This window comes from Aeromonas sp. 62-46 (genome assembly GCF_001898585.1).
GTDB classification, from domain to species: Bacteria; Pseudomonadota; Gammaproteobacteria; order Enterobacterales; family Aeromonadaceae; genus Aeromonas; species Aeromonas caviae.
In genome coordinates, this window is record NZ_MKUI01000040.1 from 1 (window position 1) to 16,929 (window position 16,929).

The window sequence follows — 16,929 nt, forward strand, 5'->3', positions numbered from 1 at the left end:
CCGGCTGACCGGATTGCGGATCGGTCGGCACGGTGACGACGTGCTGGAACTCTTGTACCAGCATCTCGTCTTCATGGCCCTGCACGAAGATGTTGCCGACGGAATCGGAGGTGAAAGCACCGGCAGTGATGTTGCCCTGGGTTTTACCTTCGATGCTGATATAACATGGGGTTGGCATGGAATTGCTCCTGATGGTTGAACGGTTATGACACTCGCCCGAATCCGTTAGCAGCGTCCATGCCACTCTTTTTACCCATTACATTTCAATCAGTTATAAAAAACACCCCCATAAGGCAGTACGCTTGGCGCAATAAGTTGTACTTTTCAACACGTTTGACCATCAGTCATTGCACTGGCAGTTCAATCTTCTGGTATGTGCGCAATTTTTTGCGCCAATCCGACGGGAACACTACTGCTCATCCACATTGGCAACGGCGGCCAGCTCTACGTTCAACCTCACCACCCCCTGTTTCAACGCCCAGGAGATCGCCTGGCACTTGCTGCTGGCCCCCAGCTTGGTGACCACATTGTTCAGATGAAAGGTCACCGTGCGCGGGGTGATCCCCAGGATCTGCGCAATATCGCTCGTCTGCTTCCCTTCCGCCGCCCAGCGGCATACCTCCAGCTCGCGCAGGCTCAGGGCATCATGAGAGGACTCCCCTACCAGGCAGACCCTCACCACCGCCTCGAAGATATGCATGGATAACCAGCTGAGAAAAGGCACCGCAGAGAGCCACTGCGCTCTGGTGCGAGGTGTGCTGGTGATCAGGGAGAGCAGGCCCACATGACCGTTGGCCCCGTGCCAGGGAAACGTAATGCCGTCGCGCAATCCCGCCTGCTGCGCGAGCAGCATCACAGCAAGGCGCTCATCGTCACAGACCCCCTGCACCATGAGATCCGCCCACAGGATGGGGGTGCTCTGCTCCATGCCGCGCTGGACGACGGGATCGATGGCAAAGAAGTTGGCCTGGGTATAGGCGTCAACCCACTCCTGAGGACAACCATTGAAGATGGTGACATCCGGTCGCTGTATGGTGCTGGGAGACATCAGGGCCAATCTGAAGTAGTCAAATCCCGCCTGTGTCGTCAACTGGCGCAGCAACGCCACTATGGTGTGCTCATCGTCGGCCTGTTCGAACCGGGAGATGAGATCTAACGCGTAGCTTGTATCCATGTTGTCGAATTGTTTTCAAATGGTGTCGGCATTGTTTTTCATGAAACCCAATGGGAGCTGAATCACGTGCCAACAAATAGAAACGGAACCCGTGAAACCCTGATCTCAGGGCCCGCCACGAGCCTCGGGGGCTCGCTCTCGGCGGGATGGAGGGCATGGCGCAGAGCGAAATACCAATAACCAGAACTTAACTGCATTAAAATCACGAGTTTTTGCAAAAAACATCGCAATCATATAACAGCACTCGGCGGGGAAGGGATAATAAACTTTCCAGATGAGACCTTGATCACTGACAGGCCAATCGTTTTGTGTCCCATCTCCCCGTTTCTGGCCCTTTCGGGCTTCCCCGGCCTGGCACCGGCTGTTAACATGCACCCCTTATGCCTGTTATGTGCTCTGGGGTGGCCGTCACGCCGCCCTGACCCTGCCCTGTGCGGCCTCTGCCACCTGACTCCGGTTATGCCGACCGGCCGGTTTACCGGCCATCAACAGCCAATCCAATCCTGTGATCCCCGCCATTCCCCCTGATTTGCGGGCCTGTGGCCATGGATCCTCATCGAGCGAGAAAATCCCCATGCTGGAACGTACAAGACAAGAGTGGTTCTCCAACATACGGGGCGATCTGCTGTCGGGCATCGTCGTCGCCCTGGCGCTGATCCCGGAGGCCATCGCCTTCTCCATCATTGCGGGCGTCGACCCCAAGGTCGGCCTCTATGCCTCCTTCTGCATCGCCGTGGTCATCGCCTTCGTCGGCGGTCGTCCCGGCATGATTTCTGCCGCCACCGGCGCCATGGCGCTCCTGATGGTGACCCTGGTCAAGGAACATGGCCTGCAGTATCTGCTGGCAGCCACCCTGCTCACCGGCCTCTTCCAGATAGCGGCGGGCTACCTCAGGCTCGGCAGCCTGATGCGATTCGTCTCCCGCTCCGTGGTGACCGGCTTCGTCAACGCCCTGGCCATCCTTATCTTCATGACCCAGCTGCCCGAGCTCACCAACGTCACCTGGCAGGTCTACGCCATGACCGCAGCCGGGCTTGGCATCATCTATCTGTTCCCGCTCGTTCCCGTGGTGGGCAAACTGCTCCCCTCCCCCCTGCTGTGCATCGTCATCCTGACGGCGGTGGCCATCACCCTGGGCATCGACATCCGTACCGTGGGCGACATGGGCGAGCTGCCCGATACCCTGCCGGTCTTCCTCTGGCCCGACGTTCCCCTCAATCTTGAGACCCTGGCCATCATCTTCCCCTACTCAGCGGGGCTGGCGGTGGTGGGACTGCTCGAGTCCATGATGACGGCAGCCATCGTCGACGAGATGACCGACACCCCAAGCGATCGCAACCGCGAGTGCAAGGGTCAGGGGATCGCCAACATAGGCGCCGGTCTGCTGGGAGGCATGGCGGGGTGCGCCATGATTGGCCAGTCCGTCATCAACATCAAATCCGGTGGCCGCGGCCGCCTCTCCACCTTCGTGGCGGGGACCCTGCTCATCCTGATGGTGGTCTTCATGGATGAGTGGATCCGTCAGATCCCCATGGCAGCCCTGGTGGCCGTGATGATCATGGTCTCCATCGGCACGTTTTCCTGGGAGTCGGTACGCAACCTGAAGAGCCACCCCCTCTCCACCAACCTGGTGATGGTGACCACCGTCGCCGTGGTGGTCGCGACCCACAACCTGGCACTCGGGGTCTTCGTGGGGGTGCTGCTCGCCTCCCTCTTCTTCGCCCACAAGGTTGCCCGCGTCATGGTGGTCAAGAGCGACAGCGAGCGCAGCGGCGCCGTGCGTACCTATCTGGTGCGGGGCCAGGTCTTCTTTGCCAGCGCCGAGCAGTTCCTGGCCGGTTTCGATTTCAGGGAGGAAGTGGAGAAGGTGGTCATCGACCTGACGCACGCCCACTTCTGGGACATCACCGCCATCACGGCCCTCGACAAGGTGGTCATCAAGTTCCGCCGTGAGGGGAAAGAGGTGGCGGTCATCGGCCTGAACGACGCCAGTGCCACCCTGGTCGATCGCTTTGCCATCCACGACAAACGCCAGGAGGGAGAGCCCCTGCTGGCCGAGCATTGATCCCGGCGCCCCATGAGGGCGCTGCCTGCAAGCCATAAAAAAGCCCGTCTCTCCCCATGAGATGGGCTTTTTTTGGGCTGTTGGATCACAGTCAACACACGCGCCTCGGCGCGCCCATCCCGAGCCGATGCGGCAACGCGGGGTCATGACCTGCCGTCAGGGTGCAAGAGGGGCCAGGAAAGCAGGAACAGGGTGCCGCCCCGCCCGCCGGATTGGCAGACCGCACTGCCGCCGTGGGCCTCGGCAATCGCCTTGACCACCGCCAGCCCGAGCCCGCTGCCGCCACTCTTGCGCGAGCGTGACGGATCCCCCCGGCGAAACGCCTCGAAGATATGGGCGGCGACCTCCTCGCTGATGCCGGGCCCTTCGTCTTCCACGCTCAGGATGCACTGGGTGCCAGAACGATGCAGGCGCACGGTCAGCATGCCCGGCACCGCGTGCTTCTGGGCATTTTCCAGCAGCGCCATCATGGCCTGACGGATGCGAAGTGCATCGCAACAGACCCAGAGCTCGGCATCGAGCTCCCGCTTGAGGGTGAAACCGCTCGCGGCCAGAGGGGTGGCAAACACCTCAAGCACCACAGCCAGCTCGTCGGCCAGCCTGATCTCCTCTCGTTGCAGCTCCAGGTGGCCGCTGTCGTTGAGACTGAGTACCCGCAAGTCTTCGATCAGGTGGGTCAATCCCTCCACCTGACGCAGCAAGCCTTCAAAGAGCGCACGCTCTGGCGGAAATACCCCTTCGGCTAGCCCCTGCAAGCGGCCACGCAAGATGGCCACCGGGGTGCGCAATTCGTGGGCGATGGCGGCATTCCAGAACTCCCGCTCACGGGTCATGCTCTGCAGCCGTTCGGCCATGGTGTTGAAGTCCCGCACCAGTTGCGCCGTCTCCCCGATCGCCTGTTCATCCAGCGGCACGCGCGCATCGAGTTTGCCCTCTGCCACCTCTCGCAGGCTGGTTGCCACCGAGTTGAGCGGGGTCAGGATGCGCCGAGAGAGGCGCACCGCCACGTACAGCGCCATCCCCAATGCAATGAGAATGGTCGAGCCAATCCAGGTCATCTCGACCCTGGAGGGCATCCAGCTCTCGGAGATGCTGCCAGGCACATAGGTCACGGCAATGGCGTAGAACACATAGGTGCCGATCACCGCGAGGCAGATGATGCCGAGCGCCATCAGCCCCAGGGAGCGGATGATTTGCCTGCGCAGACCGGGTGCAGATGTCACGCATCGCCCCCGAAGCGATAGCCGACGCCCCAGACACTGGCGGGCACCCCCTGGATGCCGTGTGCCTCCAGCTTCTTGCGCAGCTTGCTGATGTGGCTGTCCACCGTGCGCTCCTGGGTATCCCCCTCCGGCAGGCAGTGGGTCAGCAGTTCGGCGCGGCTGAACACCCGCTTGGGTGCCCGCATCAGAGAGGAGAGCAACTTGAACTCGGTCAGGGTCAGCTCCAGCACCTGCTGCCCCTCATCGCGGCAAATGCTGGCCTCGTGGCTCTCCAGATCGATCTGGAAGGGGCCGACCCGCAGCACCCGGGCCGTGCTCTGCTTCGCAGCCTGGCTGCGTCTGAGCACCGCCTGTACCCGAGCCACCACTTCGGCCGGGTTGAAGGGTTTGACCACATAGTCATCCGCCCCCATGCGCAGCCCCATCAGCTTGTCGAGGTCCTGATCCAGAGCGGTCAACATGATCACCGGCGTGTCGCCACGGGCCCGGATCTCGCTGAGCACCTGCCAGCCATCGAGCTGCGGCATCTGCACATCCAGCAGCAGGAGATCGGGTTTGCATGTCTGGTGCATGGCCAGGGCTTCGCGGCCATCGGCGGCATGCAGGGTGCGCAATCCGTGGCGTTGCAGGTAAGCGGCGAGGATGTCGGCTATCTCGGCTTCATCCTCTGCAATCAGTACCAGTGACTGGGCCGCCGGGTTGGCGGAAGCAGGAAGATACGACATGGTCGGACTCGAAAATGGGGGGCTTGAACTTTATCACCGCCTCCATGGATTCTCCACAAAGCCTCGAATCATTCGCAATAGCCCCTCTCCATAATGCCCGCTCGATGTGCTCTCGCGGCAACACCATGCCAGGGAGACGGTTTAACGAGGTGAGTATGATGTTTGTCAAACAGCGGTATGCGGGCGCCCTGCTCGCCGTCATTGCCGTATTCGGGTTGGCGGGTTGCGATGGGGCGTCGCAAGCGCAAGATGCGCCGGTCCTTCCTCAGGTGTCGGTGATGACGCTGGCAGGTCAGGACCTGGTCATCAGCGAGGATCTGCCCGCCCGGGTGGCCGCGCTGCGCAGCGCCGAAATTCGGGCCCAGATCAGCGGCATCGTGCAGCGCCGCCTGTTCGAGCAGGGCGCCGAAATCGGCGCAGGCACCGTGCTGTTCCAGATAAATCCGGCCCCCTTCAAGGCGGATGTCGACAGCGCCACCGCAGCATTGCAGCGGGCGGAGGCCGTGCTGGCCCGCGCCCGTATCCAGATTGACCGTCTGGTGCCGCTGCTGCGCACCGAGGCCATCAGCCGCCAGACCTATGACGATGCGGTCTCCCAGCGGGATCAGGCGGCCGCCGACGTGGCCCAGGCCAGGGCGACCCTGGCACGGCACAAGCTGAACCTGCAATTTGCCAGCGTGGAGGCCCCCATCGCCGGGCGCATCGATCAGGCCCTGGTGAGTGAAGGGGCCCTGGTGTCCCCCACCGATACCACCCCCATGGCCAGGATCCAGCAGATCGATCAGGTCTACGTCGATGTGCGTCAACCAGCCTCTGTGCTGGACACCCTGCGCCAGCAGGCTGGCTCGACGGCACCGGAACTGGCGGTGGAGATCCTCGGCAGCGACGGCAAGCCGCTCGGCATGCAGGGGCACATCCTCTTCTCCGGCATCGAGGTGGATGCCGGGACCGGCGACGTGCTGCTGCGGGTGCTGGTGGACAACCCGGAGCGGCGTCTCTTGCCCGGCCTCTACGTACAGGCGCGTATTCCCCGTGCCCGCTATGCCAACGCCCTGAGCGTGCCTCAACAGGCGGTGGTGCGCACATCGGGCCAGACCAGCGTGTGGGTGCTGGATGGCCAGGGGCAGGCACAACTGGTTCCGGTCAACACCGCTGAACTGGTGAATAGCCAGTACCGCATCACGTCCGGGCTCAACGCCGGACAGCGGGTGGTGATCGAGGGGATCGACCGCCTGACCCCGGGGACGCAAGTCATTGCCCATCCCTGGCAATCCCCCGCAGTCAGCCAGCAGGCTGACGCCGGTAACCGTTGAATCGGAGACATTTCATGCCGCAGTTTTTCATTCATCGCCCGGTGTTTGCCTGGGTGATCGCCCTCTTCATCGTGCTGGCGGGGGTCATCGCCATCCCCAAGCTGCCCATCTCCCGCTATCCCTCGGTGGCGCCGGTGTCGGTGACCCTCTATGCCACCTATCCGGGCGCAACGCCGCAGACCCTGAACGATGCGGTGGTGAGCCTTATCGAGCGCGAGCAGTCGGGGGTCAAGAACCTGCTCTACTTCGAGTCATCGGTAGATGCCTCCGGCAGCGCGCAGATCACCGCTACCTTCAAGCCGGGCACCGATCCGGAGCTGGCCCAGATGGACGTGCAAAACCGCATCAAGGCGGTCGAGCCTCGCTTGCCACAGGCGGTGCGGCAAACCGGCCTGCAGGTGGAGTCCGCCTCGTCCGGCTTTCTGATGATGGTCGGCATGACTTCACCGGATGGCCGCTTCGATGAGGTCGCGCTGAACGACTACATGGCGCGCAATATCGTGCAGGAGCTGCGCCGCATCGACGGCGTGGGGCGAGTGCAGCTGTTCGGCGCCGAGCAGGCCATGCGCATCTGGGTGGATCCGGGCAAACTCGCCGCCTACGGGTTGACCATCAGCGAGGTGGCGCAGGCCATCGAGCAGCAGAACGTGCAGATTGCACCGGGGCGCCTCGGCGACGAACCCGCCCTGCCTGGCCAGCGACTGACGGTTCCCCTCACGGTACAGGGGCAGCTGACCACTCCCGAGGCGTTCGCCGCCATCGTGCTGCGGGCCGGTAGTGATGGAGCCAAGCTGGTGCTGGGTGACGTGGCCCGGGTCGAGCTGGGGGCGCAATCCTACGCCTTTTCCAACCGCGAGAACGGGGTGGCTGCCACCAGCGCCGCCATCCAGCTCTCCCCCGGCGCCAACGCCGTGCGCACCGCCGATGCGGTGCGCACTCGCCTTGCCCAGCTCTCGCCAACCCTGCCGGCGGGCATGGCCTATTCGATCCCCTTTGACTCGGCCCCCTTCGTCAAGGTCTCCATCGACAAGGTGATCCACACCCTGCTGGAAGCCATGGTGCTGGTGTTCCTGGTGATGTTTCTCTTCCTGCAGAACCTGCGCTACACCCTGATCCCGGCCATCGTCGCCCCCATCGCCCTGCTTGGCACCTTCGCGGTGATGCTGCTGGCCGGTTTTTCGATCAACTCCCTCACCATGTTCGGCATGGTGCTGGCCATCGGCATCATCGTCGACGACGCCATCGTGGTGGTGGAGAACGTCGAGCGCCTGATGGCCACCCAGGGGCTATCGCCCAGGGAGGCGACATCGCGGGCCATGAAGGAGATCACCGGGGCGGTGATCGGCATCACCCTGGTGCTCACGGCGGTGTTCATCCCCATGGCGTTCGGCAGCGGCTCCGTGGGGGTCATCTACCAGCAGTTCACCCTGTCGATGGCAGTGTCGATCCTGATTTCCGCCTTCCTCGCCCTGACCCTGACGCCGGCGCTCTGCGCCACCTTGCTGCGTCCGGTCAGCCCGGATCACCATGAGAAGCGCGGCTTCTTCGGCGCCTTCAACCGGGGCGTCGAGCGACTCACCGCAGGCTACGGCGTTCGGGTCACCCGGCTGGTCGGGCGCAGCGGACGCATGATGGTCACCTTCGCCGCCCTCTGCGCCGTGCTGGCCATCGCCGCCACCCAGCTGCCCTCCTCTTTCCTGCCGGACGAGGATCAGGGCTACTTCATGACTTCCATCCAGCTGCCGACCGGCGCCACCAGCGAGCGCACCCTGGCCGTCATCAAGGAGTTCGAGGCCCATGTGGCCTCTCGCGAGGCGCTCGACACCAATCTGGTGGTGCAGGGCTTCAGCTTCTCCGGCGCCGGCCCCAATGCGGCCATGGCCTTCACCATGCTCAAAGAGTGGGATCAGCGCCATGGTGCCACGGCTGCCGAAGAGGCGGAGCTGGCACAGGCCGCCATGGCCAACAGCAAGGAAGGCACTGTGATGAGCCTGTTGCCGCCCGCCATCGACGAACTGGGCACCTCTTCGGGTTTCACGCTCTTCCTGCAAGACAGGGCCAACCAGGGGGAAGCCGCGCTGCAGGCCGCCCAGGCGCAGCTGCTGGCACTGGCCGCCCAAAGCGAGCTGGTGAGCGATGTCTATCCCGACAGCCTGCCCCCCGGCGAGAGCATTCACCTCGAGATCAACCGGCAGAAAGCCGAGGCCATGGGACTCTCGTTCACCAGCGTGAGCAGCACCCTGTCGGCGGCGATGGGATCGCTCTACATCAACGACTTCCCCAACGGCGGGCACATGCAGCAGGTCATTCTGCAGGCCGACGCCAAGGCGCGCATGCAGCTCGATGACGTGCTCGGCCTGCGGGTGCGCAATGCCAGCGGCGGCATGGTGCCCCTGCGGGAGGTGGTGACGCCGACCTGGCGCCAGTCGCCGCAACAGATGATGCGCTTCGAGGGCTTCCCCGCCGTGCGTCTCTCCGGGAGTGCCGCCCCCGGGGTTTCCAGTGGCGCCGCGATGGCGGAAATGGATCGCCTGGTGGCGCAATTGCCGCCAGGCTTCGCCCTGGCCTGGACGGGACAGTCGCTGCAGGAGCGCCAGTCGGCGGCCGAGGCCCCCCTGCTGATGCTGCTGTCGGCGCTGGTGGTCTTCCTGGTGTTGGCCGCGCTCTACGAGAGCTGGTCCATTCCGCTCTCCGTGATGCTGGTGGTCCCCCTGGGCCTGCTCGGCGCCGTGGCGGCGGTAATGCTGCGCGGCATGCCCAACGACGTCTTCTTCAAGGTGGGCATGATCACCATCATCGGGCTGTCGGCCAAGAACGCCATCCTCATCGTGGAGTTTGCCCGCCTGTTGCACGGCGAAGGACGCTCGCTGCTTGACGCTGCGGTGACCGCCGCACGCCTGCGTCTGCGCCCCATCCTGATGACGTCGCTCGCCTTCACCCTCGGCGTGGTGCCGCTGATGCTTGCCAGTGGTGCCAGCGCGGAGACCCAGCATGCCATCGGCACCGGCGTGTTCGGCGGCATGATCAGCGGCACCCTGCTGGCCATCTTCTTCGTGCCGGTCTTTTTTGTCTTCGTCATCGGCACCCAGGCGCGCATTCAGGCCTGGCGGGCACAGCGAGCACAGCACCGATCATGCTGACCGCTGCGCGGGTTTGCTGGCCCTGGGGAGGCGATGATCATGCAATGCATGCCTGGCACCATTTTGCGTTCCTTCGAAGAGGATGAGCGCGCCATGGTGCCGGGCCTGTGGTTCATGGTCGATGCTGCGGGGCGACCCTATCGCGGGTTGCCTCTCCAGGATTTGTGACCAGCCCTCCGTCACCGGTGCATCCTTGGTCTTCTCCAAGATGGCGATCTGCTATCTGGCACAGGGGGCTTGCACCATCCCGGGTCGGTGCCGACCCAGCAGGAACCCGGCCTCAGCATCGCTCTGACGACCGACTCCCTTGGCCTCATCGACTGCATGCTGTCTGCCATCACCAGTCAAGGCTGGACACTCCTGGTGCCTGAACCGCTGGAGAGGCCCCCGCAAGGTTGATGACAGCCTGAGTCTCATTCAATACACCATGAAATCGAAGTCAATTTAAGTGTTACTCAGAAATCGACACATCGCAATCACCTCCGATACATTGCAGATCTACTCCGATAATTTCCCTCTGATCGTCAGTCTCAAGATAAAAATAAAATAAACCATTAAAAACAACATCATGAGCTCTTTTTATTTAAAGATAACTCTTTCTTGCACATCCCATCAGCTGGTCATCAGGACACGTTTTCTGTGATTTGAAACACAAACTTTGATCATCACAGGGGATAAGCATTGCATTGGAAATCGATTTCAAGAAAATGAAGTCAGCATGATTTGTCTTGGCATCGATTGCATAGCGTCTGTTTGAGTCTTGACGGTTCATCGCGGTGGATATTTTTCCCATTGATTGGAGTGGTCAGTATGAATGCATCAAAAAAAGGACTTTTGGCGTCGTTGATCGCCGCTGCCCTGCTTGGCGGGTGTGGTGGGGCCGATAATATCGACTCGAATAGTGGCAACACCGGTGGTAATAACGGTGGCGACAACGGTGGCACCACGCCCCCTGGCGACAGCACCCTGATCCTGTTCGGGGTCGGTGCCAATGGGGGTACAACCCCCAGCATCCAGTCAGAGAAGGACAACTGGAGCTTGCAACCGGTCACCGCTTCTCCCGTCGCCATGACCAGCATCAGCGCCGTGCTCATCAACAATGCCGGTACCGATGACACCGCCGATGTGCAGGTAGCCGGTGACGGAGATGGCACCTTCATGCTCAAATCCGCCACCCCTCTGAACCTGAGCAAATACGCCTCCGGTTTCATCGAGTTCCAGTTGCGGACCAAGAGCAAGGTGCCGGAAGTGCTCAATGCCTCCATCGACAACGAATATCCCAACCGCAGCAGCCTGCCCATTGCCAGCGCCCTGACCGGTTCCGGCGACTGGGAAACGCTCACGCTGCCCATCAACTGCATGAAGCCCTTCCCCGGTGCCACGGCCATCAACCTCGCCACTGTGGGCACACCGTTCCACCTGGCCACCAAAGAAGCCTTCAACTACGAAATCACCAACATCAAGTACCTGCTCACCACCTCGGCCAAGCCCGTTGTCGACCCGGTCACCTGTGAAGCGCCTGGCGGCGCTACCGACCCGGGCACAGACCCAGGCACCGACCCGGGAACCGATCCCGGTACCGATCCTGGCACCGATCCAGGTACCAATCCGGACACAGGCTCCGGCGTCAACAATGCCCCCGCGCTGGTGGCCACCGATGCCGCACTCTACTACTCCGGTGACAAGAGCCAGGCCTTGGACCGCAGCGCCGATTACCCGGCAGCCAGCTTCGGCGGCACCCTGACCGATGAAAACCAGGTCATCACCATGGACCTGCCAGGCAATGGCGCCGCCTTCCTCGGGACCGACAGCGCCAATGGGGATCTCTCCGCCTATCAGGACGGCGCCATGCTGCTCGACCTGAAAGTCTCCAGCTATGGTGACTCCCCCAACATCCAGATCCGCATGGACGGTACCGCAGGCCCGGACTTTGGCACCTTCTTCACCATGGACAGCAACATCGTGCCCGATGACGACACCTGGTACCGCTGCATCCTGCCGGTCGCCTCTCTCATTCCGGCTGCCAACACAGGCTCGGTGCAAAAGGCGCTCTACCTGAGCGGGGCCTGGGACTCCATGGCCGGTCTGCGCTTCGCCTTCACCAACGTGGCCCTGAAAACAGCCATCCCGGCAGACTTTGACAGCAATCAGCCCTGCCAGCAGATCAAGTGACAAGGCATTGAATCTTCGAGAAATCGATTGAAAATAATTTTCTACGGATTGGAGCAATAAGATGAAATTGAAGTCACTCGCCTTGTTTGTCGGGGCATGTTGCGGGCTGGCAATGCCCGCAGTATCGAATGCCGCCGAGAGTTTTGGCTTCCACGGTTACATTCGTGCCGGCTCGATGTTTGACGCCAAGGACAACTTCGCCAAGGCGGGGTACGAATATGAGATGGACAAGACCATGGGGCGCCTGGGCTCCGAGCTGGACAACAGCTGGGAAGCGGGCCTGAACAAGTTGTGGGATCTGGGCAGCAACAAGTCGGTCAACATCCACTTCAAGGTGGAGTCCGATGCCGACGGCCTGCAAACCCGTGCCGCGCCTCGCGAAAGCGGTGTGTCAGAAACCTATGTGGAGCTGGGTGGCATCACCCCGACCGGGACCATGTGGGGCGGCCTGCGCTATTACGACCGCGAGAACTACATCTGGACCACCGACTATTTCTACACGGACTACTCGGGAACCGGCGTCGGCATCAAAGCCATGGAGATGGCGGGTGGCAAGTGGGACTTTGCCTATATCAACAGCAACGACACCAGCCACTCCGACCGCGCCAATGGCACTGAAGCCACCATGCACACCCTCCACACCAGCGCCCTCTACGGTGCCTGGGACATGGAGATCGCACTCAAGCAGATGCCCAGCAACGAGTTCACCGGCGACAACAAGCAATATGCGACCAAGGGGGCAGAAGGAACCGTCATCTATTCCCGCGACGACTTCTTCTTCATGCCGGGCGGCTTCTCCAAGTTCATCGCCCAGGCAGGACGTGGGCTGGGTTCAGGGGACTTGCTGGGTGCCAACCTGACCAATACCGCCATGTATCGCAAGGGCTCTCTGTATCAGAAGACACTGCAGGACAAGGCGGATGGCTATAAACCCTACCAGTCCAAGGTGATGGAAGGCGATCAATCCTACCGCCTCTTCCTCTGGGGTGGCTGGTATGGCGCCAATATTCATCTGCTGCCGACCCTCTCCTACCAGTACAACGACTACGAGCTGGGTGGCCATGACTCCTGGTATGCCGCATCTCTGCGCCCGGTATTCCCGATCAATGAGTTCTTCTCCATCCAGACGGAAGTCGGATATGTGAAAAACAACCTGATCATCGACAACGTCGAACGGGGTGGCACCTCTCACAAGGTCAGCATAGTGCCGACCTTCACCGTCAATACCGGCATGGGGCCCTCACCGGAGATCCGCATTCTGACGACCTATGTCGATCACAACAACGAGACCCCCTGGCAGGAAGACCGGGAAGATTTCCTGGTCGGTGTACAGGCGGACATGTGGTGGTAGGTTAGGTCGCAATACTTATCTGCACTATAATCTCGGGTCCCTTGAGGGACCCGCATTGCATACGAGGAAACACGATGAAGGGAACGAAGCAGTGTCTGCCTTTCCTGGTCAGTCTGCTGATGGCCGGATGCGCCGGCATGGGCCCGGAGCATTCGCCAGGATCGGCAGTCTCCGCCCTGCAGCAACAGGTTGAACAAGGTCGGGAACAATTGTCGAACAAGGTGGCGGTCGAGTCGTTCAAGGAACTTCGCTTCCAGTCCCTCGGGCAGGAGAGCCGCTGGGTCGATGTGAGCACCGACAGCCAGGTCTATGCATTTGATTCAGGCAAAAGCTATGTCATGGCCTTCTCGCTGCCCGAAGTCAGCCAGGCGACTCGCGTCAAAATAACCATTCCGGTCGACTATACCGTCTTCCTGCCCAGCATCCTGTTGCTGGACGAGCAATACAACGCCGTTCAAACCATTCCCGGTTCCACATTCAGTTATGACGGTCGTTCGTTAATTTCAGGGCAGAACATTCAGGGGGAATTCACCATTCCAGCCCCCATCGGCAGCGCTCGGGCCGCCTATATGGTGATCTATTCCACGGCGAAGGACATGCAGGGCAGTACCCGGCTCAACCCGGACGATCTCCAGCGCGCCATGCAATATGATCGCACCACGGATGTCGCCCGCCTCATCAATGTGGAAGTGCCTCACTCTGCTACCGGACGCCTATATTTGACGCTGGACGCAGAGCCCGCTGCAAATGCGACGCAGATCGCAAAAACCATATCGCCCGTGATGGTCTCACCCGATAAATCGTTGGGTGAACTGGATTATTATCAGCATATTCGCACTGCCGTTCAGAGCAAAAACTATGAGCAGGCGCTCGCCTGGGTCAAAGCCGCCGAGCAAGCCGGTTTTACCAAGGCAAAAGAGGTCTTTTTTGCCGCCCAGCAGTAGCGTTCCCTCCCCTGGCAAGGCGCATCATCGCTTGTCACCACCAGGGGAAACGGGTATCCTAACTTGCTGATTTATTAAGAAGATATTCATATAACACTGGCCATGACCAGGGGTTTTCACAGTCGAGTACGGAGGGGGGATGTCGAAGTCAGCTCAGGAGAAAAAAGCCACTGTCTATGATATCGCCCGCCGAGCCGGTGTCTCGGCAAGCACTGTATCCCGGATATTGAACGGCTCGGCCAAAGTGGCCGCAGATAAACGTCAGGCGGTGGAAGATGCCATTCAGGAATTGAATTTTCGTCCCAACCTGATGGCGCAATATTTGAAAACGGGTCAGTCCATGACCCTGGGTGTTTTGACCCAACATGTGGAGAGTCCATTTTCCAACGAAATGTTGCGGGGTGTTGAACACACTCTTCAGGGCATGGAGTATGTGCCGCTGATTGTCAGCGGTCACTGGAATGCGGAAGAAGAAGTTGAGCGGTTGCGCCTGCTGGTGGCCCGGCGGGTTGATGGCCTTATTATTTTGACCGGCCACGTCAATCAGCAAACACTGCTCGAGTTTTCCCAGCAAATACCGATTGTGGCAACAGGTCACAATATCATGACCGAGCGGGTACACTCCTTCAGCATCAATAACCGGCTGGGTGGCTACATGGCGACTCGCTATTTATTGGATCTGGGTCATCGTGACATCGCCCATATCGTCGGTTTGCCGGATCATAACGATGCCATCGAGCGTCATCATGGCTATCGCCAGGCCCTGGTGAGCGCAGGTATTGAATATGACCCCTCCCTGGTCATCCAGGGGGATTTCGCCGAAGTCGGCGGGCTCAATGCCGTCAAGAAGCTGGTGGAGAGCGGCCGGAAATTCTCCGCCATCTTCTGCGCCAACGATCAGACCTGTTACGGGGCCATTCTGGGGCTCAAGCAGTGCGGCTTGCGGGTGCCTGAGGATGTCTCGCTCATCGGTTTTGACGACCTGCCCTTCTCCACCTTTTCCAACCCGCCATTGACCACGGTACGCCAGCCCATCTACGAGATGGGTGTCAAGATGGTCAAGACTCTGTTGGGTTTGATTGAGAACACGGAGCTGAACTCGGACGAACTGCCCGAGCTGAGCATTGTGGTGCGTGATACCACACTGCCGTACAAGGGGTGAACACAGACCGGGGCAGTTCCCTGCGCAGCATCAGATCCCTGCACAGCATCAGCGCAAAGCGGCCTTCGGGCCGCTTTTCTTTTGTCAGCCACCTGTCCAGCGAGCGACGAGTCCCTGCCGCCACTTCCACCTTGACTCTCTGACATAGCACAGAGACCACACACAACCTGGCGTCCCTCTTCTGCCGGCCCCAATCCGGCCTGGCCCCATGACACCAGCCAAAGCCTGGCAATCACAACCCGATGGACCCGGTCGACCTGAATGAAACAAGGCGCCTGAAGGCGCCTTGGGGAGTGTGCAGATCCCTGCGGGAGCAGGGCCACCGTCAAGGCGCTGCGAAGGGGGATTCCGTCCCGGTGGCCGCGCTGGTTGCCAGCGTGGGGAGAGGCTCGTCCGCTTCACACTGACGGGCTCTTCTCGTGGCCGCCTTCTGGGGGGGATACCAGCTTGCCAACCCCTGCTGGATGCGCGCGGCGGCCGCTTCCGGCGTCATGGTGCCAAGCACCACGGATTGCGATACCTCCGCAAGCTCTGTGGTAAGCGATGGCTCACCCCGGGTGAGGAACTGCGCCCCCAGACGCAAGGTGGAATCGCAGGTATCCCGCCAGCCCATCATGGTGCTCGCCACCGGATCCTTGAGCTCGAAGAAGTGGTTGGAGAGGGAGAAAAAACCGGGCACCGAATTGGAGAAACGCTCGGCAAAGTCGGCGCTTGCCATCCACTCCACCAGTTTCAGGGCGGCCTCCTTGTTCGGGCTGGCGGCATTGATGCCGATCCCCATGTCGGTGTGATCGGTGAAATAGCAGGTGTCCCCCTCCCGCGCGACGGGGGGCGGGAAGGCACCAAAATTGACCTTGCCGGTGAACTGGGCCAGCGACCAGGAGCCCGCCACTATCATGGCGGCCTTGCCCGCAGCAAAGGCATCCACCGCCTGTGCTTCGGTGGCATCGGCAGGATGGTCCCCTATGTAGGGCCGCCAGCTCGCCAGCTCACGAAACGCCGCCACATAAGGGGCATCGGTCACTCGCGCCTGACCGTTGATCAGCGCCAGGCGGCCATCTTCCCCATGCCAGTAATTGGGACCGATGTTCTGATAACCAAGCTCGGAGACCACCCAGCTGTCGTGAGCCGCCAGTGCCAGCGGCAGATAGCGGCCATCCTGCTTCACCTTCTCCAGCACGGCGAAGAAGTCGGCACGGGTTCGCGGCGGTGTCAGCCCAAGGGCGTTGAAGATATCGACATTGAAGTAGAAACCCTGGATCACGGAGGCAATGGGCAGGCAGAAGGTCTGGGCCCCGGAGTCGGTCTGCCAGGCGGCCTTGGCAAAGCTCGGGAAGTTCTCCATCCCGGGCAGGTCCGTCAGATCCAGCAGATGCCCCTGCTGGAACAGCCGCAGGGACTGATCATAAGGACGGCAAGTGATGAGATCCCCTGCCTTCCCCGCCGCCAGCCGCTCGGCAAGCTCCCGATCGTAATCCGCCGAGCGCTGCGAATGCAGCTTAAGGGTGATCTCGGGATGGATCGCCTGAAAACGGGGCAGAAACTGCTCCTTCCAGAGCGCCTCGTCATCCACGCGCCAGGTTTCCAGCACCAGCTCCTGGGATACCGCCGCCGTACTCAGCCCCCAGACCAGCAGGGCTCTCACAGATTTCCACATCGC

At 61.2% G+C, this 16,929-nt stretch carries 11 protein-coding genes and 1 pseudogene; 7 read left to right on the forward strand and 5 right to left on the reverse strand.

Translation table 11 applies throughout. The features are described 5' to 3' along the window. Together hcp1 and BGO64_RS12925 are read right to left on the reverse strand one after the other, a co-directional pair. Positions 1–178, reverse strand: a pseudogene (gene hcp1, locus BGO64_RS12920) (type VI secretion system effector Hcp1); the annotation flags it as partial. Positions 179–409: 231 nt separating this feature from the next. Then, positions 410–1,174 (reverse strand): LuxR family transcriptional regulator, encoded by a 765-nt coding sequence (locus tag BGO64_RS12925; RefSeq protein ID WP_262000092.1) that lies wholly within the window; start codon positions 1,172–1,174, stop codon positions 410–412. Positions 1,175–1,748: 574 nt separating this feature from the next. Between BGO64_RS12925 and BGO64_RS12930 the strand changes: the two genes are divergently transcribed. Further along, positions 1,749–3,239: a SulP family inorganic anion transporter gene (locus tag BGO64_RS12930; RefSeq protein WP_286700784.1), complete on the forward strand. Its 1,491-nt coding sequence runs from the start codon at positions 1,749–1,751 to the stop codon at positions 3,237–3,239. Between the two features lie 143 nt (positions 3,240–3,382). Here BGO64_RS12930 and BGO64_RS12935 read toward each other — a convergent pair whose 3' ends face one another. Both BGO64_RS12935 and BGO64_RS12940 read right to left on the reverse strand, forming a co-directional pair. Further along, positions 3,383–4,462, reverse strand: coding sequence for an ATP-binding protein (locus BGO64_RS12935; protein ID WP_286700785.1), 1,080 nt, complete (start codon positions 4,460–4,462; stop codon positions 3,383–3,385). Beyond that, positions 4,459–5,187: a response regulator gene (locus BGO64_RS12940; protein ID WP_286700786.1), complete on the reverse strand. Its 729-nt coding sequence runs from the start codon at positions 5,185–5,187 to the stop codon at positions 4,459–4,461. Before BGO64_RS12940 ends, BGO64_RS12935 begins: the two co-directional genes overlap by 4 nt. Before the next feature lie 155 nt (positions 5,188–5,342). On the opposite strand from BGO64_RS12940, the gene BGO64_RS12945 reads away from it, so the two are divergent. The 6 genes from BGO64_RS12945 to BGO64_RS12970 all read left to right on the forward strand — a co-directional run bounded on the left by BGO64_RS12945 (position 5,343) and on the right by BGO64_RS12970 (position 15,269). After that, positions 5,343–6,500, forward strand: a complete 1,158-nt coding sequence (locus tag BGO64_RS12945; RefSeq protein WP_286700787.1) for an efflux RND transporter periplasmic adaptor subunit — start codon at positions 5,343–5,345, stop codon at positions 6,498–6,500. Positions 6,501–6,514: 14 nt separating this feature from the next. Then, positions 6,515–9,640 (forward strand): multidrug efflux RND transporter permease subunit, encoded by a 3,126-nt coding sequence (locus tag BGO64_RS12950; RefSeq protein WP_286700788.1) that lies wholly within the window; start codon positions 6,515–6,517, stop codon positions 9,638–9,640. An 810-nt stretch (positions 9,641–10,450) separates the two neighbouring features. Then, complete coding sequence (locus BGO64_RS12955; RefSeq protein WP_139127908.1) at positions 10,451–11,812, forward strand: putative glycoside hydrolase; 1,362 nt, start codon at positions 10,451–10,453, stop codon at positions 11,810–11,812. A gap of 61 nt (positions 11,813–11,873) precedes the next feature. Continuing rightward, a complete protein-coding gene (locus tag BGO64_RS12960) occupies positions 11,874–13,163 on the forward strand; it encodes a carbohydrate porin (RefSeq protein ID WP_041214661.1) in 1,290 nt (429 codons plus the stop codon). Positions 13,164–13,237: 74 nt separating this feature from the next. Beyond that, the gene (locus BGO64_RS12965) at positions 13,238–14,107 is read left to right on the forward strand and encodes a MalM family protein (protein WP_039041337.1); all 870 of its coding nucleotides are present in this window, start codon (positions 13,238–13,240) and stop codon (positions 14,105–14,107) included. 139 nt (positions 14,108–14,246) lie between these two features. Further along, complete coding sequence (locus BGO64_RS12970) at positions 14,247–15,269, forward strand: LacI family DNA-binding transcriptional regulator (RefSeq protein ID WP_039041338.1); 1,023 nt, start codon at positions 14,247–14,249, stop codon at positions 15,267–15,269. A 325-nt stretch (positions 15,270–15,594) separates the two neighbouring features. On the opposite strand, the gene BGO64_RS12975 is transcribed toward BGO64_RS12970, so the two are convergent. After that, positions 15,595–16,926: an ABC transporter substrate-binding protein gene (locus tag BGO64_RS12975; protein WP_286700789.1), complete on the reverse strand. Its 1,332-nt coding sequence runs from the start codon at positions 16,924–16,926 to the stop codon at positions 15,595–15,597. Positions 16,927–16,929: the final 3 nt, after the last annotated feature.